Source organism: Ruegeria sp. AB5 (genome assembly GCF_056542645.1).
This window is the reverse complement of the sequence record NZ_JBQGAE010000001.1, coordinates 384,765-400,654: the sequence shown is the minus strand read 5'-3', so window position 1 is coordinate 400,654 and position 15,890 is coordinate 384,765. Positions and strand designations below refer to the sequence as shown.

Here is a 15,890-nt window from a genome sequence, read left to right as displayed (position 1 = left end):
ATCCATGCGCGACCTTCCCTTGCCCGTTCGTGACGCAAACGCCGTCGGTGGAGCCGACAATCTGGGCAACCTGCCGGAATGGGATCTGAGTGATCTTTATACTTCGGAAGAAGCCCCCGAGCTGGCGCGCGATCTGGACTGGCTGGAAGGCGAATGCGCGTCCTTTGCCGCCGATTACGAGGGCAAACTGGCCGAACTGGACGCCTTGGGTCTGCTGACCTGCGTACAGCGCAACGAAAAGATCAATGCCGTCGCCGGGCGCATCATGTCCTTTGCCGGGCTGCGCTACTACCAACTGACCACGGATGCGGATCGCGCCAAGTTCCTGTCAGACATGCAGGAAAAGATCACCGTCTTCACCACGCCGCTGGTGTTCTTCACTTTGGAAATCAACCGCATCGACGATGACGTGCTGAAGGCGCAGTTCGACGCTAATGCCGATCTGGCCCGGTACGAGCCTGTTTTCCGTCGCATCCGCGCGATGAAGCCCTATCAACTGTCTGACGAGCTTGAGAAATTCCTGCACGATCTGGGCGTAGTCGGCGATGCCTGGGAACGTCTGTTCGACGAAACCATTGCCGGCCTGACCTTTGACGTCGACGGAGAAGAGCTGAACATCGAAGGCACGCTCAACCTGCTGACGGAACAGGACCGCAGCAAACGCGAGGCAGCCTCACGCGAGTTGGCCCGCGTGTTTCAGGATAACGTCAAGACCTTTGCCCGCGTTCACAACACGCAGGCCAAGGAAAAGGAAATCGTCGACCGCTGGCGCAACATGCCAACCGCGCAGACCGGTCGCCATCTGTCGAATGACGTCGAACCCGAGGTCGTCGAGGCCCTGCGCGAGGCGGTTGTAGCCGCCTACCCCAAGCTGAGCCATCGGTACTATGAGCTGAAACGCAAATGGCTGGGTCTGGACGTGATGCAGGTCTGGGACCGCAACGCACCTTTGCCGTTGGAAGATACGCGGATTGTCGGTTGGGACGAGGCCGAGAAAACCGTGATGGATGCCTATCAGGCCTTTGATCCCCGCATGGGTGAGATCGCCGCGCCCTTCTTCTCAAAAGGTTGGATTGATGCGGCGGTGAAACCGGGCAAGGCACCGGGCGCCTTTGCGCATCCCACTGTCACCGACGTCCATCCTTACGTGATGCTGAACTACCTGGGCAAGCCGCGCGACGTGATGACCCTGGCGCATGAGCTGGGCCACGGCGTGCATCAGGTGCTGGCCGCCGATCAGGGTGAGATGCTGTCATCCACCCCGCTGACGCTGGCCGAAACGGCCTCGGTCTTTGGCGAAATGCTGACCTTCCGCAAAATGCTGGACAAGGCCGAAACCAAGGAACAGCGCAAGGTGCTGCTGGCGGGCAAGGTCGAGGACATGATCAACACGGTCGTGCGCCAGATCGCCTTCTACGATTTTGAATGCAAGCTGCACGCCGCACGCCGCGAAGGAGAATTGACGCCTGCCGACATCAACGCGCTGTGGATGAGCGTTCAGGCCGAAAGCCTCGGCCCCGCATTCGAATTCATGGACGGGTATGAGACGTTCTGGGCCTATATCCCGCATTTCGTGCATTCCCCCTTCTACGTCTACGCCTATGCGTTTGGAGACGGCCTCGTGAACGCGCTTTATTCGGTCTACGAAAGCGGTGCGGAGGGATTCGAGGACAAGTATTTCGAGATGCTGCGCGCGGGCGGGTCCAAGCACCACAAGGAACTGCTCGCCCCGTTTGGTCTGGACGCCAGCGATCCCAAGTTCTGGGATAAGGGCCTGTCGATGATCTCGGGCTTTATTGATGAGTTGGAAGCGATGGAAGGCTGAAGCAGTCTGGCCCTGAGGTTGTGATGTCAGCCAAACGGACTTTCCTGCGGTTCGTCTATTCGCTCAGGCGTTTGAGAACTCGTTGATAGAACGCGCCGTGTGCGTCCTCAGCCGTAGGTTTTGCGGTCCATTCCAACTCTAAATCCAGCGCTCCAGCCGGAACCAATAACTGTGCGATCTCGGCGGGTGTGGTTTCATCGCTGGTTCCGTTTTCCCAGTCGTGAAAGGCCGACGAGTATCGAACAACCGCTCCGCTGGCCGGCAAATCGAGCAACCCGCCCTCGGCAAAAAACATCAACGCGTCGCCCATTTCTTCGCCGATGAGTTTGAGCCTACGTCCCAAACGATGTTTGAGGATGGCGACAAACACTATCGCTGCGGAAAACGTGAATTTATCGACCAGTACAACAACCTGTCTGCCCGTGTTTTCAGTGATGGCGTCGATCAAGGGCATTGTTTGAAGGAAGTCACCACCGGTGTTCCCGCGAATGTCAATCAAGAGTGTTTCTTCCAAGCGGGCGCGCACCTGTTCTGCCGCAACTGAGATGGCTTTCGGCAGCGCATTTTCGCCTGGATCGAAGAAACTTGGCAACAATATTGAAAGCCCAAATCCCCGCCAGTCTTCAATCTCCACAAATCTCTTGGGTGTCCAGGCCGGATCAGCCTTGCCATGCTCGTTTCTCGGATAAAGCGTTGATGCAGGAACCGTATTCCTGTTCTCCACTTTGAAATCGGTTATCTGCCCATTTTCGTCTTGCACGCGATACTCGGTCGTTTCGTTTTTTGAGGAAAAACCCAGGCGGTTCATAGCGTACGGCCACGCGAGAAGAATCGACCCGATGGCCCGTTTCCTTTGGCGCGTTCCCGCCAGACATCCTTTTGAGGCGGCTTCGATTTGGCTCAAAGGGGTGCCATTGACCGCAATCAACTCTCCTTTTGGCGCAGTTGTTTCTGGTGCCGTTCCAACCAAATGTACGGCCTTTCCAACGCTCACAAACCTCAGTGGCAGCACCGAGATGGCATCGTTCGGAATCAGCCGCGTGTGCCCGTTGTCGGGCAGTGCCAATAGGCGCATCGCGGAAAACAGAAAGGCCTCCTTGGAGCCCTCTAGAGCGTATCGTCGGGTGTCACCAACAAAGCTGTCTATCACCGACTGTTCGATCAGCCGAAAGCTGGGATCGGTTGGCAGAGCAGTTTCTAAAATCTGCTCAAAGTCTTGCGTCAGCGACATAGGTTGCGGTGCGCACAGTTGCTGGAAGATGTCGAGATTTGGCTCAAATCAGACAAAATAAAATTCACTTCAACTGACTGTCCTTCGACCCGCGCCGGTTCATTCCGGCGCGTACCTTGAATGCTCCGTCACGCTCTTGCTGACACTCCAGACACAGCTTCACACCCGGCAAGGCCAACCGCCGCTTTTCAGGAATAGGCTCTTCGCAGTCCGCACAGTGGGTCAGGCTGTCACCCACAGGTCGCCTTTGCGCCTGCATCCGGGCCAGTTCGTCCGAAATTGACGCCTCGATCTGTTCGCTTACCGCGCCGTCGCGCGCCCAGCCACCGGCCATGACACCTCTCCTGTTCGGGTACGGCACAGGATACGTCTGCCAACCCGCCTCTGGCAAGTCACAGCGACACCGCCCCTTCGAAGACACGATCAATCATCTCTTGCGTCCCACGTGAAAACTCCAACGGGCAAGGGTATGGGTCCCCAACACCGACCGAGCGGCAGAACGCTTCGACCTGCAGTTTGTAGTGATCGTCGCCTGGGAACCGCGTCACCTGAACCTCCAGCCCGGGACGATGCAACTCGACTCGCGCCTCACCAAAGACGCGCGCATTGAAGGGGGCTGTCATACGGATCACACCGCCTTCGCCGTGAAACACCATCTCTTGATGCGGATGCATGCGGATCGAGACATAGGCGGAATAGGTGAAATCCGGAAACTGAGCCCGAATCTCGGTGAAGGTGTCGATACCATCCTGCCATCGGATCGCGGATTGGACCGAGATCGGTTCGTGCCCCGTTGCAAATCGCGCACCGCCGATAACATAGACACCAATATCCCGCAGCCCGCCGCCCCCAGTTTCGGCGCGATTGCGAATGTTGGTCGTTTCTTCGCGGTTGTCGAAACTGAACGCGCCCGTCACATGGGCCAGCTTGCCAATCGCACCATCCGTGATGAGGTTTCGGACAAACTGCCATTGCGGGTGATGCACGATCATATAGGCCTCGGCTGCCAGCAAACCGGTCTGATCGCGCTTTTCGATCAACGCATCGAACTCGGCGGCCTGCATCGTGATCGGCTTTTCGCACAGAACATGTTTACCGGCATCCAATGCTTTCAGGCTCCATTCGACGTGCAGGTGATTGGGCAAAGGGATGTAAACGGCGTCGATTTCAGGATCGGCCAGCAACGCATCGTAGCTGTCGTATACCGCCAGATCAGGACAGAATGCGAGAAACGGCGCGGCCTTGGCCGCCTTCGAGGTTGCGAGACCGGCCAACCGAGCACCGTTCGCCCCATGGATCGCGGGCGCCATGTACTGACGCGCGAACTTTGCAGCCCCAAGAACACCGAATTGGACTGGTCTTTGCATCGCACTCTCCCTGATATTGTCGGCCAGATACCCGGATAGACATAGCGAGCTTGGCCCGCGCGGCCTAACGGGCAATTGTGACGCGACCGAGTTTTTTTCTTAGCTGAACATCATGTTTCACGCGACCAAGCGAAAAAGTCAATTTCTGGTTGAATTTGGTACGTCACAATGGGTCACAGTTCTCTGCGATGAACACAGATCGCAAGTGATTTCACCTTAGGTTTCCATCATAACTATTTATTATTATTGTGTTTTGTCAATCATCAGTTGCTCAAAAAAAACCACAAATCAAACCTAATCGGTTTTGGTGATCCGGCTCCACCTATGCTTGATAGCCGCGAGAATTACCCAAAACCCCAGGGAGTTTTCTTACTCCACGCCGGTAACTCAAGACGTTCATTTGGCAGGACATTTGAAGACATTAAATAGGAAATTTCGCCCGCTCCGAAATCGAATTCTGAGCCGGCCGCAGCGTCCCTAACAGTGTTGAGGTGCCCCTGTTTCCGTAAGATGGAATTGTCTTCGTTTGGACAAAACGGCATCAGCCCGCGTAACTCTGCGGGCTGATGTATTCTCAGGATCAGCTGGTCGCCAGCATGCCCTTTTCACGGGCAAGATCGCGCATTTTCTTTTGAAGCTTTTCAAAAGCACGGACTTCGATCTGTCGGATACGCTCGCGGCTGACGTTGTATTGCGTGCTCAGCTCTTCCAGAGTGACCGGTTGATCCATCAAACGACGCTGAGTGAGGATATCCTTTTCCCGATCGTTCAGCACCTCCAGAGCAGCTGCCAAAAGCTCGCGACGGGCGTCCAGTTCATCGCGGGCCTCATAGTCACCCGCCTGATCGGCATCCTCATCCTCAAGCCAGTCCTGCCACTGCATGGTGCCTTCGCCCTCGGACCCGACGGTCGCATTCAGCGAGGCATCGCCCCCAGACATACGGCGGTTCATGCTGATGACTTCCGCCTCGGTGACGCCCAGATCATTGGCGATCTTAGCGACATTTTCCGGACGCAAGTCACCCTCTTCCAACGCGCCGATGCGGGCCTTGGCCTTGCGCAGATTGAAGAACAGCTTTTTCTGTGCCGAGGTGGTTCCCAGCTTTACAAGTGACCATGACCGCAGGATGTATTCCTGGATCGAAGCGCGGATCCACCACATCGCATAAGTTGCCAGCCGGAACCCTTTTTCCGGGTCAAACCGCTTGACCGCCTGCATCAGACCCACGTTTGCTTCCGAGATGACCTCGGCCTGCGGCAGGCCATAGCCGCGATAGCCCATGGCAATCTTGGCCGCCAGACGCAGATGCGACGTGACCATTTTATGAGCGGACTCGGTGTCCTGCTCTTCGACCCAGCGCTTGGCCAGCATGTATTCTTCTTCCGGCTCCAGCAGAGGAAACTTGCGGATTTCCTGCATATAGCGGTTCAGGCCGCCCTCAGGCGTCGGCGCGGGGAGATTTGCGTAATTTGCCATAATGATGTCCCTCCGACAAATGTTTAGCTCTTTAACATACGATATGGGTAAGGAACCCATTCCTTTCAAGAGGTACTGTTAACAGTCTCAAATTAAGCTTGGGTAAAGGAAAGCTAATAAACTCTTACTCACAGGAGTTTGCGTATTATGACAGAGGGGTCCGCAGCCTTACAATCAGGTTTTGTATGTCTTGCGGCAAATCGGCTTCGAACCGCAGGGTTTCACCGGACACCGGGTGTTCAAATCCCAAAACAGCGGCGTGCAGGGCCTGACGCGGAAAGGCGTGCACGGCGTCTGCGGTTGCGGCACTGAACGCTTTTGCCGCCAGCTTACGCCTGCCGCCATAGACCGGATCTCCGACAAGCCCGTGGCCAGCATGGGCCATATGCACGCGAATCTGGTGTGTCCGCCCAGTTTCCAGCCAGCATTCAATCAGCGCCAGACCAGCAGGGGCACCAAATGTCTCGACCACACGCGCCCGCGTGACGGCATGCCGCCCTCCATGAAACAGGACGGCCTGTTTCTGACGGTCGGTCTTGTGACGCGCAAGTTGGGTGGTCAGGCGCATGATGTTGCCGGGCTCGAAACTGACCCCTTTGACACCGCGTAGGCGCGGGTCGTTGGCATCCGGTACCCCGTAGCAAACCGCCCGGTAGTAGCGTTCGACGCTGTGTGCTTCGAACTGCGCAGCCAACCCGTGATGTGCGGCGTCGGATTTGGCAACCACCAGTAGGCCGCTTGTCTCTTTGTCGATACGGTGAACAATCCCGGGCCGTTTGATCCCACCTACTCCGGACAGATCGGCGCCACAGTGATGCAACAACGCGTTCACAAGCGTTCCGGTCGGCGATCCTGGCGCCGGGTGAACCACCATTCCGGCAGGCTTGTTGATGACAATCAGGTCGGGGTCTTCGAATACGACCTCCAGCGGGATATCTTCGGGGCCGATATGACTGTCTTCGGCCTCGGTGACAGTGATGACGACCAAAGCCCCTTCAGCCACCTTTGCCTTGGGTTCCAGAACCGCCACACCATCAACCTGAACCAAGCCCTCTTCAATCAAACGGGCCAGACGGGTGCGTGACAGGTTTTCCTCGGCTGGCACATCCCGCGAAAGCGCCTTATCAAGGCGAGGCGGCGGAGCAGCCGCAATTTGAAACTCAACCTGTCGGGTGCCCATGACTGTCCCTTCCGAACCCCAAGAAGAACCGCAGGAAACGCCGCAGCTGAGGCTGCTTCGGCGGATGGTCATGCTGCTGACCGCGGTGATGATTGGCGGGGTTCTATTGACATTCGCGCTTATTGTCATCCGCCTATCGGACCGAACCCCGACCTTGCCCGATCAAATCGAACTACCGGGCGGCGCCAAGGCGCAAGCCGTGACGATTGGGAACAACTGGTATGCGGTCGTGACCGACGACAACCGCATCCTGATTTTCGACAAAACCACAGCGAGATTGCGACAAGAGATCTCGCTCGCCCCTTGAGGGCAGTTCCGCTCTGGAAATCAACGGTAAAGATGGTGCGGTCGAGATGCATTGAAGACTTGAACACGCATATTTCTGACCGTTTCGGGTTGCCTCAAGAACTCCACTAAACCACTACAAAACATAAATAAGTAGTTTCCATTCGCTTCAGGATGGTTCACTGTGTCTCATAGTATAAGGTGGACCAGAGGGTGGACCAATGCCAGCACTCAACAAGCTATCATCATTGCAGGTGAAGAATGCCCAACCCGGCAAATACTCGGACGGCGGGGGCCTCTGGTTGCACAAAAAAGATGGTGATGGCGGCAAGTGGTTCCTTCGGGTTCATGTCCATGGGCGTCGTAGAGAGATGGGTTTGGGGGCTTTGTCCGCCGTCTCACTGAAAGAAGCCCGCGCAGAGGCTGAAAAATGGAGAGCCGTCGCCCGTCAGGGAAAAGACCCCATCAAAGAACGCGAACGGATACGGCGGGAAGCGGCCAAGGCCGATCACACATTAACGGTTGTGGCGAAAGAAGCCTTCGCCGCTCGTCAGGCCGAACTAAAAGGTGACGGCAAGGCCGGGCGCTGGTTCTCACCTCTGGAACTACATGTCCTTCCCAAACTCGGGAATGTGCCGATCGAGGAGATTGACCAACAGGACATAAAAAACACCCTCGCGCCTATCTGGCATTCCAAAGGGGAGACTGCGAAGAAGGCGATGGACCGTTTAGGCATCGTTTTCCGGCATGGGGCAGCGATGGGGCTGGATGTCGACCTGCAAGCCACGATGAAGGCGAAAGCCCTGCTCGGAAAATCCCGTCAGGTACGCAAGCACATTCCCGCTATGCCTTGGATTGACGTACCCGCGTTCTATGAAAGCCTTGATGATGGATCAGTCACACATCTCGCGTTTCGGTTACTAATCCTAACTGTGGTGCGGTCCAAGCCTCTTCGGTTCATTCATCTGGACGAACTGCACGGTGACACATGGGTTGTCCCGGCAGATAAGATGAAGACCGGCAAAGAATTCCATGTGCCGCTGTCGAGTGAAGCCCAGCGCATCATTGAACAAGCTTCGGCTTTCGAAAAAGACGGCTACCTGTTTCCCAATGTCCGCAAGGGCGTCATCTCGGATGCGACGATGTCTCGCCTAATGGAACGTCAGGGGTTGGAAGCACGTCCCCACGGGTTCCGGTCCAGCTTCCGGACATGGTGCGCGGAGGCGACCGACACGCCCCGAGAAGTCGCAGAAATGGCCCTAGCCCACGAGACTGGTAGCAAGGTAGAACGCACCTATCGGAGAACTGACTTCCTTGAACAGCGTCGTGTTCTCATGGAGCGCTGGGCGCAGCTTGTGACAGGCCAGAGTGCTGAAATCGTAAAGTTGGTGGCGAAATGAACAGCGCACAATTCACGTGTGAACAAACAGGCTGCCAGCCCCTATGTGAAATTGAAGACAGCCTGATTGATTTGGTCTTCAAGAACATCGGTGATTTACCAAATGAGTTTCCCGGAGAAATCCCAAATTCTGTATGGTCGGACCGCGATGAAAGGCGGGTGGAACGTATTTGGCGAAGGCCAGAAAAAACTGAAGTCTTGGCCGGAATTGTCGCATACTTAGTGGAACTCCTAGTCGAAAAGTACTCAAACCAAACCGGCAAACACGAAGGGGTTTTCGCAGTCAAAGACGGGAAATTGAGTGAAATCGGTATGAGCGACGTTTTGCACATATGTGATCCAGCTATTCCGCCAGTAGAGGCGCAATCAGTTCTTGACGCCGCTGGATGGGTTCAGTTTGGCCGAAATAGACGCTTTGAAAGAACGTTTCTCGAAACGCGTCACTGGGTAATTCGCAGTGAGCCGAATTGGTCATTTGCCACATGCCGTGAAGACGAAGACGAAATAAGGATGCTGTGGGAGAAATTGAAGAAATTCTCGAACTGCAAGTTAGTGATCCGGTCAACCAAACGCGACCGAAACAACCACGGCTTCAAAACTGCCAGCGAGATTGCAAGAGAACTTAACACAGATAAGGATTTACTCCTTCAGAACGCCAAACTCCCCAGAATTGGGACCCCACAATACGATAAACTGAAGAAGCATGTGTTGTTACGCGGCGCAGTCTTGACTGACGAGGAAAGGAAAAGAGTAACCGAAAAGGATATTCGCCGGTGGGTCGGCAATCCCGTCGGTGTTCGAAACCGCGCAATTGATGCCCTCTTGAAAGACTTTAGGGCCAAATTCCCAAAACGTTGAGATTGATGTCGCAAACATACCAACGGTTTTGAAGTGAACGCTTGCGTGAAACGTTCGTTCTCCTTGATGCACCAGTCCTGATACCTCTGAACACAGTCAGACCAAACTGGAAGCGTTCAGCATGAGTACGAAACAAAGATACCGCAACCTTCGCGAGTTGACCGAAGCATACCCTTTTAGCGGACCAACGCTGTACCGCATGATCAAGAAGGGGACATTTCCCGCGCCCATTAAGATCGGCAGCCGATCCTATTGGATAGAAGATGAAGTTGAAGCCGCGATGCAGGCGTTTGCCAACGCACGAGGCTGAGCAACCCCACCCTACAAACGAAGCCCAAGCAGCCTCTCACACCCGTCACAGGTCGTGGGGAATGCTTTGACGCACCCAATCGAAAAAAGGAATGCGAAATGAATAACAAGAACACGTCGAAAATCGAACCTCACACACCTGAATACATGGCCACGCTCACAAACGGCACGACGAAACGGTACGTATTGATGCGTCCTAACCCAGAGAACTCATCACAACCGGGGAAAATTGAGTTCTTTAAGGGCGTCCCGGTCCAGATCGACCAAGCGATAAAAGAACATCTGGAAAAAAATGCGGTATTCTTCAAAACCGCGCACTTTCCAGATGGCACGACGGAGAACTCAAGTCATTGCTCTTTCGAATTCACTGCGCTGGGTGCCGACGAATTGGCCAATGACGCAGAGCCAGCCACCTAAGAAAACACCCCACCATTAACAAAGAACGGCAGGGTGCTCCGAGAAGTTTAGCGTACTTCCAATATAACATCCGGGCCTCATCGTCACAATAGTAAGTAGGAAGAACAGATGACCCACGGCAAAACTTGCCGGGGAATTGAGGTTTATTTCCCAATTCCCCCTATAGAAAAAAACCCCACGCCCAGCGCGAGTTCAACTAGGGAATGCTCGGACTACTACAACAGAATTCTGAAGGTATCCGGCTCTTATCGGGTGATCGTCTGCCGGGATGGCCTCCAGTGGATTTTGCAGCGGAGAAGAGGCGGAAATCCGGGCGCTGAGCGGGCTTGGGAAGCAATAGGATACTTCACCCAGCCAGAGACGCTTATGAACTTGTGGCGGGCAAAAACTGGCCAGAGCCTAGTGTCACCCATTGCAACAGTTGCAACGCCCAGAGCGAAAGCGATTTGAGCCATGGGTCGCGACAAAAAGAACGAGAAACGAGTAGGCCAGTTCGCGATGTGGATATTCTCTGAAACCAAAATCCCTGCGTGGAAAGCCCTCTCCGGGAATGCACAAGCGGCTTACATGCACTTTAGCGTGAGGTGTTGGACCGAGGGTAAGAAACTCCGCAGCAACAACAACGGCAAAGTTGGGTTGTCGGCCCGAATGCTCGCAAAAGAAATGGGCGTTAACGACAAAACCGCCATGACCGCGATGGCCGACCTTCAAGCCAAAGGTTGGATCGTTTGCACGATGCAATACGGAAACGGGCTTAAGGGCAAAGCACTAGCCCCGGAATGGCGGCTTACCATGCGCCCAACCACAAACCGCTCGGCCACACGCGAACCTCTGCATTGGAACGCAGGTCACGACTATGAGGTGAAGATATACGCAAAAAGCCGCAGGCCGGGTCACGCGCGAGGCGATGCGAGCAGGTTTGGCTCTTCGAAGCTGGGTAACATCATTTCTCTTCGGGAGGCGTTGAAATGAAAAACCCCGCATCAGACTTTGACGCAACCCTGCTGCAAATTCTGATGCAGGCAGAACCAAATTCTCAGTTCTATGCAGCAATGTCTGACGCAGAATACGGGCGTTTTCCGGCTTCTCCTGCTGCAAACTCTGGCACCCTTATATTAGCCATATACCCCGGTCAGAAGCGGTACGCCGTCAGAGGCCGGGACAACCAAACCTAATCCTCAAAAGACCACCGGCGGGAGCGAACGCGAACTGCCCCGGAAGCCTTTGGCTGACGGTTCCACCTCTGACAAAAAGGAAAACACCATGACCGAAGAAACTCCCAACCACGATCAAATGCAAACGCTGGCACAATCGCCCGCCGACACCCCGGAGGGCCAATATGCGCTACTGGCGGACATACTTTTCGAACAGTCCGCTGAGGGCATGGAAATCAGGCGGAAAAAAGTTGAGTTGAGCAACGGCATTGGAGAATTGGAACTCCGTCAAATGGGCCTTAACGCCCTGATAGCGGACAGCCAGAACGTTGATGAAAAAATCCGGCTCTCGGCTAAACGTTTCGAAGTCAAAGGCCGAATTCGGGCATCAAGGGCTGAAATGGATGAGTGGTCGCAGCGCGAGAAGCGAGTGCGCCAACGCCAGAAAGCCGAGTTCATCGCCCAGCGCGTACAGAAAGGCCAAGGGCATGACTGAGGTGATCACTGCGCTTGTGTACCTATCTATCGGTGCTCGAATATGGCGGGTGGTCGTACTACCAAGCCGCATTCCGGAAGATCAAGCAGCACTGGAATGGCATATTGAGGCATCGGAGCAAGAACGCTCCGGTGACCCGGCTCTGATGCTCGCTAAGGCAACCGTTGTTCTGTTCTGGCCAGCCTTTATGTTGTTTGGGTTCGTGGCAGCGCGGTTGCAGGAGTGAGTTGCAACTGTTGCAATTATTTTGACCCAGCGATGACGAAGAATTAGTAAATAAGGATTTGATGAAACTTTGACATTTTTCTTTTCAATTTTTCCTGCGTTTGTTGGGTGGTTGCCGCCCATGTAGGCAGGAATTGCACGTTAGTCGGCAACAAGACTAACCCATTCAACCCGCATTTTTGCACCAGACAAAGGCCTGACAACGCCCTCATCGGTCCGAATAGTCGCCTTGCAATTCCGATGAACTGCATCAAGAGTGATGGAATTTGCACGTCTCGGAGATTGGTTATGTCGATAGCAGAAGAAATACTCCAAAAGGTCTCATCATATAACCTTTTCACCAACCTTGTTCCGGGTGTGGTCTACTGCGTCGCTTGTAAGCAGATTCTCTCCATCGACATAGCTGGAAGCGATCCAGTTGCCGCCTTTTTTGTCTACTACTTTGTCGGAATGGTGCTCAACCGGGTTGGTTCTTTAGTTGTCGAACCTGTATTTCAGTACCTGAAAATCGTTCACTTCGCGCCATATGCCGACTTCCTCGCCGCAGAAGGCAAGGACCCCAAAATTCAAGACCTACTTACTGTCGCTAATACGTATAGGACTGCAATCGGAAGCGTACTCGCATTTGTTTTTGTGTGGGTGGGTAGCTGGTTGGTCAACAGCGGCACGCTGCCCGACGGCTCGTTTCTTGCAGTGGTCGTAGCGCTGGTGCTGGCATTGTTCGTGTTCGGATACCGAAAGCAGATCACGTACATTCGGAAACGCATCGAAAAGCGAGTGTCTGAAAATGCCGGTAGTTAAGTCATTCTCAGTAGGGAATGGAGATACTTTTTGCATCAATCATCAAAACGGAAGTGTTACAGTCATTGACTGCAATTTGAGCGATTTGACCGGGGCACTTGTCGCCAATGAGATAAGGGATGTTGCAAAAGGTGCAAACGTCGTAAGATTTATCTCGACGCATCCTGACGAAGACCACATCCACGGCATCGAGGGTTTAGCCGACAATCTCGTCCAGAACTTCTATTGTGTTCAGAACAACGTTTGGAAAGACCCAGTAACTCCAAGTTTTAAGCGATATGCCGAACTACGTGCTCGACCGGGCACATTTTCTTTGTACGGTGGCATGAAAAAACTATGGCTGAACCAATCAGACGAAAGTCAGGGCGGATGTGGCCTCCATGTGCTTTGGCCGGACCTGAACAACCCCTACTTTCAAAAAGCAAAGTACGATGCGGAGAACGGCAGTAGCCCAAACAACTTATCGCCAATCCTCTGGTACGCGATCCAAGGGGGCCCAAGTTTTTGCTGGCTAGGGGACTTAGAGACCGACTTCATGGAAAATATCTCCAAATTCGTAACTCTACCAAAGACTACTGTGGTGTTCGCACCCCACCATGGCCGCAATAGCGGAAAAATCCCCTCTGGCTGGTTAAACCAACTTTCTCCTGAATTGATTGTTATCGGAGAAGCCCCGTCCGAACATCTGAACTACTACCGCAACTGGAACACGATCAAACAGAATACTGCACGAGACATCACTTTCCTAACGGATGTGGGTCGCGCCCACGTCTTTTGCTCCAATCCCGCTTACAGTGAGGCATTTTTGAGTTCCGAAATGGCGTTTAGATCGGAGCCAAGCTACATCGGAACGATACGGGCATAAGGCTAAAGCCACTCACATGAGGTGGTCCAGAGGGTGGGCCAAGATATCCCAAGAACATCTAAGTTGTTAATTTACAATGATATTTTTTAAATTATTGGTGCGGTCGAGAAGACTCGAACTTCCACGGGTGTTACCCCACAGCGACCTCAACGCTGCGCGTCTACCAATTCCGCCACGACCGCACTGCCAATGACTTGGTAGCGCGGCGTATAGCCCCTTGGACCCTGGATGTGAAGAGGCAAAAACTCTTCGATTTAAAATCCGGACCGGCATCCATATCTGTAGTGTGCAACCACCCAACAGGAGCGCCAAATGACCACGCCAGAAACCCGCCCCATTGTTCAGATCGATGTCGTTTCAGACATTGTATGTCCGTGGTGCATTATTGGGTTCAAGCAGCTTGACCGGGCGCTTCAGCAACAAAACGTTCTGGCGCGACTCAGGTGGCACCCGTTCGAACTGAATCCGCAAATGCCACCTGCAGGGCAGAATTTGCGCGAACACATCATGCAGAAATACGGCAGCAGCACTGAACAAAGCGAAGCGGCGCGCGTGCGACTGACTGCCATCGGGACCGAACTGGGATTTACTTTCAATTTCACAGAAGACAGCCGGATGGTGAACACGTTCCAGGCCCATCAACTTCTGGATTGGGCCGAGAGCAAGGGTCGCCAGCATCCGTTAAAACTGGCACTGTTCACGGCCTATTTCACCGATCAGAGAGACATATCGTCGGTCGACACACTGATTGCAATTGCCGAGTCAGCCGGGCTGGACCCTCAGGCTGCTGGGGACGCGCTGGATTCTGGCGATCATCAGGCAACGGTGCGCGATAAGCAGCATTTCTGGACCAGCCGGGGCATTTCGGGAGTGCCCTCGATGGTGTTTTCCGGAAAGTATCTGACCACCGGGGCACAAGGCACAGAGACCTACACAGAGGTCCTGAAACAATGCCTGAACGAAGCCGCCTAGCCCTTTCCTCCGCTCAATCCGCAAGATATGAGGCCCACATGGACTGGAAAATCTCAGACGGGCTCACCGACTATGAAGAGGCTGTCGCCTTCATGGAGGCACGCGTTGCAGCAATTGCTGCGGGTGAAGCAGAAGAATGTGTTTGGCTACTGGAACACCCGCCACTCTATACGGCAGGGACGTCTGCCCAACCGCAGGATCTGACCGATCCGGATCGCTTCCCCGTTTATGAAAGCAAGCGTGGCGGTGAATATACCTATCACGGCCCTGGTCAGCGTGTGGCCTATGTCATGCTGGATCTGAACAAGCGCGGACGCGATGTGCGCCGATTTGTGACGCAGCTGGAAACCTGGGTGATCTCGGCGCTGGGAGAATTCAACGTCACCGGCGAAATCCGTGATGGGCGGGTGGGCGTATGGGTGCAACGGCACGACAAGCCCCTGACCGCCATGGGACAACCGGCTGAGGACAAGATAGCCGCCATTGGCTTGCGCCTGCGGAAATGGGTCAGCTTTCACGGAATTTCGATCAATGTGGAGCCGGACCTTGATCATTTCTCGGGTATCGTGCCCTGCGGCATCCGCGAACACGGCGTGACATCCCTAGTCGATCTGGGGTTGCCTGTCACCATGGCCGACATGGATACCGCACTTCGCAAGACGTTCGCCGAGGTTTTCGAGCAAACCGACGCGTAGTCCCTGTTCAACAAACTCGCGAATCAATCTGACGGGTATGGAAAACAACAATTCCGGCGTCAAACCAGCTCTGTTTCCGGGGCGCGATCAAACTTGGTCTGAAACTGGTAAAATTAACCAATGTTCAACTGGATTTAACTAAATCCTTAGTCAAAACATATTTCAAATGGATACATCAGAGCTGTTAACGAGTAATATCGAACTGCCAGTCTAGAGTGAGTGGTATGTTAAACCGGTGATCCGGCTCTGCCCCGGATATCCGATAAGTGTTTGGTTACGAGTCTGCCGTTCCGACCCCAAATCGGAACGGCAATTCTCATTTATCAGCTTGGCT

At 54.2% G+C, this 15,890-nt stretch carries 18 protein-coding genes and 1 tRNA gene; 13 read left to right on the top strand and 6 right to left on the bottom strand.

Features of this window, described 5'->3' with window-relative positions:
* Window positions 1-4: 4 nt before the first annotated feature.
* Window positions 5-1,825, top strand: a complete 1,821-nt coding sequence (locus tag ACR0L4_RS02095; RefSeq protein ID WP_480510215.1) for a M3 family oligoendopeptidase — start codon at window positions 5-7, stop codon at window positions 1,823-1,825.
* Window positions 1,826-1,880: 55 nt separating this feature from the next.
* Here ACR0L4_RS02095 and ACR0L4_RS02090 read toward each other — a convergent pair whose 3' ends face one another.
* The 5 genes from ACR0L4_RS02090 to ACR0L4_RS02070 all read right to left on the bottom strand — a co-directional run bounded on the left by ACR0L4_RS02090 (window position 1,881) and on the right by ACR0L4_RS02070 (window position 7,080).
* Window positions 1,881-2,900: a S41 family peptidase gene (locus tag ACR0L4_RS02090; RefSeq protein ID WP_480511125.1), complete on the bottom strand. Its 1,020-nt coding sequence runs from the start codon at window positions 2,898-2,900 to the stop codon at window positions 1,881-1,883.
* A gap of 220 nt (window positions 2,901-3,120) precedes the next feature.
* Window positions 3,121-3,390 (bottom strand): DksA/TraR family C4-type zinc finger protein, encoded by a 270-nt coding sequence (locus ACR0L4_RS02085; protein WP_170748568.1) that lies wholly within the window; start codon window positions 3,388-3,390, stop codon window positions 3,121-3,123.
* A 58-nt stretch (window positions 3,391-3,448) separates the two neighbouring features.
* On the bottom strand, window positions 3,449-4,423 hold the full coding sequence (locus ACR0L4_RS02080; protein ID WP_480510213.1) for a Gfo/Idh/MocA family protein: 975 nt from the start codon (window positions 4,421-4,423) through the stop codon (window positions 3,449-3,451).
* Between the two features lie 580 nt (window positions 4,424-5,003).
* A complete protein-coding gene (rpoH, locus tag ACR0L4_RS02075) occupies window positions 5,004-5,900 on the bottom strand; it encodes an RNA polymerase sigma factor RpoH (RefSeq protein WP_170748566.1) in 897 nt (298 codons plus the stop codon).
* 145 nt (window positions 5,901-6,045) lie between these two features.
* Entirely contained in the window at window positions 6,046-7,080 is a 1,035-nt protein-coding gene (locus ACR0L4_RS02070; protein ID WP_480510210.1) for an RluA family pseudouridine synthase, read from the bottom strand.
* On the opposite strand from ACR0L4_RS02070, the gene ACR0L4_RS02065 reads away from it, so the two are divergent.
* The 10 genes from ACR0L4_RS02065 (at window position 7,079) to ACR0L4_RS02020 (ending at window position 13,889) form a co-directional block, all read left to right on the top strand.
* The gene (locus tag ACR0L4_RS02065; RefSeq protein ID WP_170748564.1) at window positions 7,079-7,387 is read left to right on the top strand and encodes a DUF6476 family protein; all 309 of its coding nucleotides are present in this window, start codon (window positions 7,079-7,081) and stop codon (window positions 7,385-7,387) included. The genes ACR0L4_RS02070 and ACR0L4_RS02065 overlap by 2 nt on opposite strands.
* Before the next feature lie 199 nt (window positions 7,388-7,586).
* Window positions 7,587-8,765, top strand: coding sequence for a tyrosine-type recombinase/integrase (locus ACR0L4_RS02060; protein ID WP_480510208.1), 1,179 nt, complete (start codon window positions 7,587-7,589; stop codon window positions 8,763-8,765).
* Complete coding sequence (locus tag ACR0L4_RS02055; RefSeq protein WP_480510206.1) at window positions 8,762-9,622, top strand: hypothetical protein; 861 nt, start codon at window positions 8,762-8,764, stop codon at window positions 9,620-9,622. Before ACR0L4_RS02060 ends, ACR0L4_RS02055 begins: the two co-directional genes overlap by 4 nt.
* Before the next feature lie 121 nt (window positions 9,623-9,743).
* Window positions 9,744-9,932, top strand: a complete 189-nt coding sequence (locus ACR0L4_RS02050; protein WP_480510204.1) for a helix-turn-helix transcriptional regulator — start codon at window positions 9,744-9,746, stop codon at window positions 9,930-9,932.
* Between the two features lie 98 nt (window positions 9,933-10,030).
* Window positions 10,031-10,348: a hypothetical protein gene (locus ACR0L4_RS02045; protein WP_480510202.1), complete on the top strand. Its 318-nt coding sequence runs from the start codon at window positions 10,031-10,033 to the stop codon at window positions 10,346-10,348.
* A 648-nt stretch (window positions 10,349-10,996) separates the two neighbouring features.
* Window positions 10,997-11,320: a hypothetical protein gene (locus ACR0L4_RS02040; protein ID WP_480510200.1), complete on the top strand. Its 324-nt coding sequence runs from the start codon at window positions 10,997-10,999 to the stop codon at window positions 11,318-11,320.
* A 291-nt stretch (window positions 11,321-11,611) separates the two neighbouring features.
* Complete coding sequence (locus ACR0L4_RS02035; RefSeq protein WP_480510198.1) at window positions 11,612-11,998, top strand: hypothetical protein; 387 nt, start codon at window positions 11,612-11,614, stop codon at window positions 11,996-11,998.
* Entirely contained in the window at window positions 11,991-12,224 is a 234-nt protein-coding gene (locus tag ACR0L4_RS02030; protein WP_480510196.1) for a hypothetical protein, read from the top strand. The genes ACR0L4_RS02035 and ACR0L4_RS02030 overlap by 8 nt, the downstream gene beginning before the upstream one ends.
* A gap of 287 nt (window positions 12,225-12,511) precedes the next feature.
* A complete protein-coding gene (locus ACR0L4_RS02025; RefSeq protein WP_480510194.1) occupies window positions 12,512-13,024 on the top strand; it encodes a hypothetical protein in 513 nt (170 codons plus the stop codon).
* A gap of 76 nt (window positions 13,025-13,100) precedes the next feature.
* Window positions 13,101-13,889, top strand: coding sequence for a ComEC/Rec2 family competence protein (locus ACR0L4_RS02020; RefSeq protein ID WP_480510192.1), 789 nt, complete (start codon window positions 13,101-13,103; stop codon window positions 13,887-13,889).
* A gap of 95 nt (window positions 13,890-13,984) precedes the next feature.
* On the opposite strand, the gene ACR0L4_RS02015 is transcribed toward ACR0L4_RS02020, so the two are convergent.
* Window positions 13,985-14,071, bottom strand: a tRNA-Leu gene (locus ACR0L4_RS02015).
* 130 nt (window positions 14,072-14,201) lie between these two features.
* Here ACR0L4_RS02015 and ACR0L4_RS02010 point away from each other — a divergent pair.
* Window positions 14,202-14,861, top strand: coding sequence for a DsbA family oxidoreductase (locus tag ACR0L4_RS02010; protein WP_480510190.1), 660 nt, complete (start codon window positions 14,202-14,204; stop codon window positions 14,859-14,861).
* Window positions 14,840-15,556, top strand: coding sequence for a lipoyl(octanoyl) transferase LipB (gene lipB, locus ACR0L4_RS02005; RefSeq protein ID WP_480510188.1), 717 nt, complete (start codon window positions 14,840-14,842; stop codon window positions 15,554-15,556). Before ACR0L4_RS02010 ends, lipB begins: the two co-directional genes overlap by 22 nt.
* Window positions 15,557-15,890: the final 334 nt, after the last annotated feature.

Coding starts and splice junctions, on each gene's coding strand:
- ACR0L4_RS02095 (WP_480510215.1), top strand. CDS start 5: ATGCGCGACCTTCCCTTGCCCGTTCGTGACGCAAACGCCGTCGGTGGA.
- ACR0L4_RS02090 (WP_480511125.1), bottom strand. CDS start 2,900: ATGCGCCTATTGGCACTGCCCGACAACGGGCACACGCGGCTGATTCCG.
- ACR0L4_RS02085 (WP_170748568.1), bottom strand. CDS start 3,390: ATGGCCGGTGGCTGGGCGCGCGACGGCGCGGTAAGCGAACAGATCGAG.
- ACR0L4_RS02080 (WP_480510213.1), bottom strand. CDS start 4,423: ATGCAAAGACCAGTCCAATTCGGTGTTCTTGGGGCTGCAAAGTTCGCG.
- rpoH (WP_170748566.1), bottom strand. CDS start 5,900: ATGGCAAATTACGCAAATCTCCCCGCGCCGACGCCTGAGGGCGGCCTG.
- ACR0L4_RS02065 (WP_170748564.1), top strand. CDS start 7,079: ATGACTGTCCCTTCCGAACCCCAAGAAGAACCGCAGGAAACGCCGCAG.
- ACR0L4_RS02070 (WP_480510210.1), bottom strand. CDS start 7,080: ATGGGCACCCGACAGGTTGAGTTTCAAATTGCGGCTGCTCCGCCGCCT.
- ACR0L4_RS02060 (WP_480510208.1), top strand. CDS start 7,587: ATGCCAGCACTCAACAAGCTATCATCATTGCAGGTGAAGAATGCCCAA.
- ACR0L4_RS02055 (WP_480510206.1), top strand. CDS start 8,762: ATGAACAGCGCACAATTCACGTGTGAACAAACAGGCTGCCAGCCCCTA.
- ACR0L4_RS02050 (WP_480510204.1), top strand. CDS start 9,744: ATGAGTACGAAACAAAGATACCGCAACCTTCGCGAGTTGACCGAAGCA.
- ACR0L4_RS02045 (WP_480510202.1), top strand. CDS start 10,031: ATGAATAACAAGAACACGTCGAAAATCGAACCTCACACACCTGAATAC.
- ACR0L4_RS02040 (WP_480510200.1), top strand. CDS start 10,997: ATGCTCGCAAAAGAAATGGGCGTTAACGACAAAACCGCCATGACCGCG.
- ACR0L4_RS02035 (WP_480510198.1), top strand. CDS start 11,612: ATGACCGAAGAAACTCCCAACCACGATCAAATGCAAACGCTGGCACAA.
- ACR0L4_RS02030 (WP_480510196.1), top strand. CDS start 11,991: ATGACTGAGGTGATCACTGCGCTTGTGTACCTATCTATCGGTGCTCGA.
- ACR0L4_RS02025 (WP_480510194.1), top strand. CDS start 12,512: ATGTCGATAGCAGAAGAAATACTCCAAAAGGTCTCATCATATAACCTT.
- ACR0L4_RS02010 (WP_480510190.1), top strand. CDS start 14,202: ATGACCACGCCAGAAACCCGCCCCATTGTTCAGATCGATGTCGTTTCA.
- lipB (WP_480510188.1), top strand. CDS start 14,840: ATGCCTGAACGAAGCCGCCTAGCCCTTTCCTCCGCTCAATCCGCAAGA.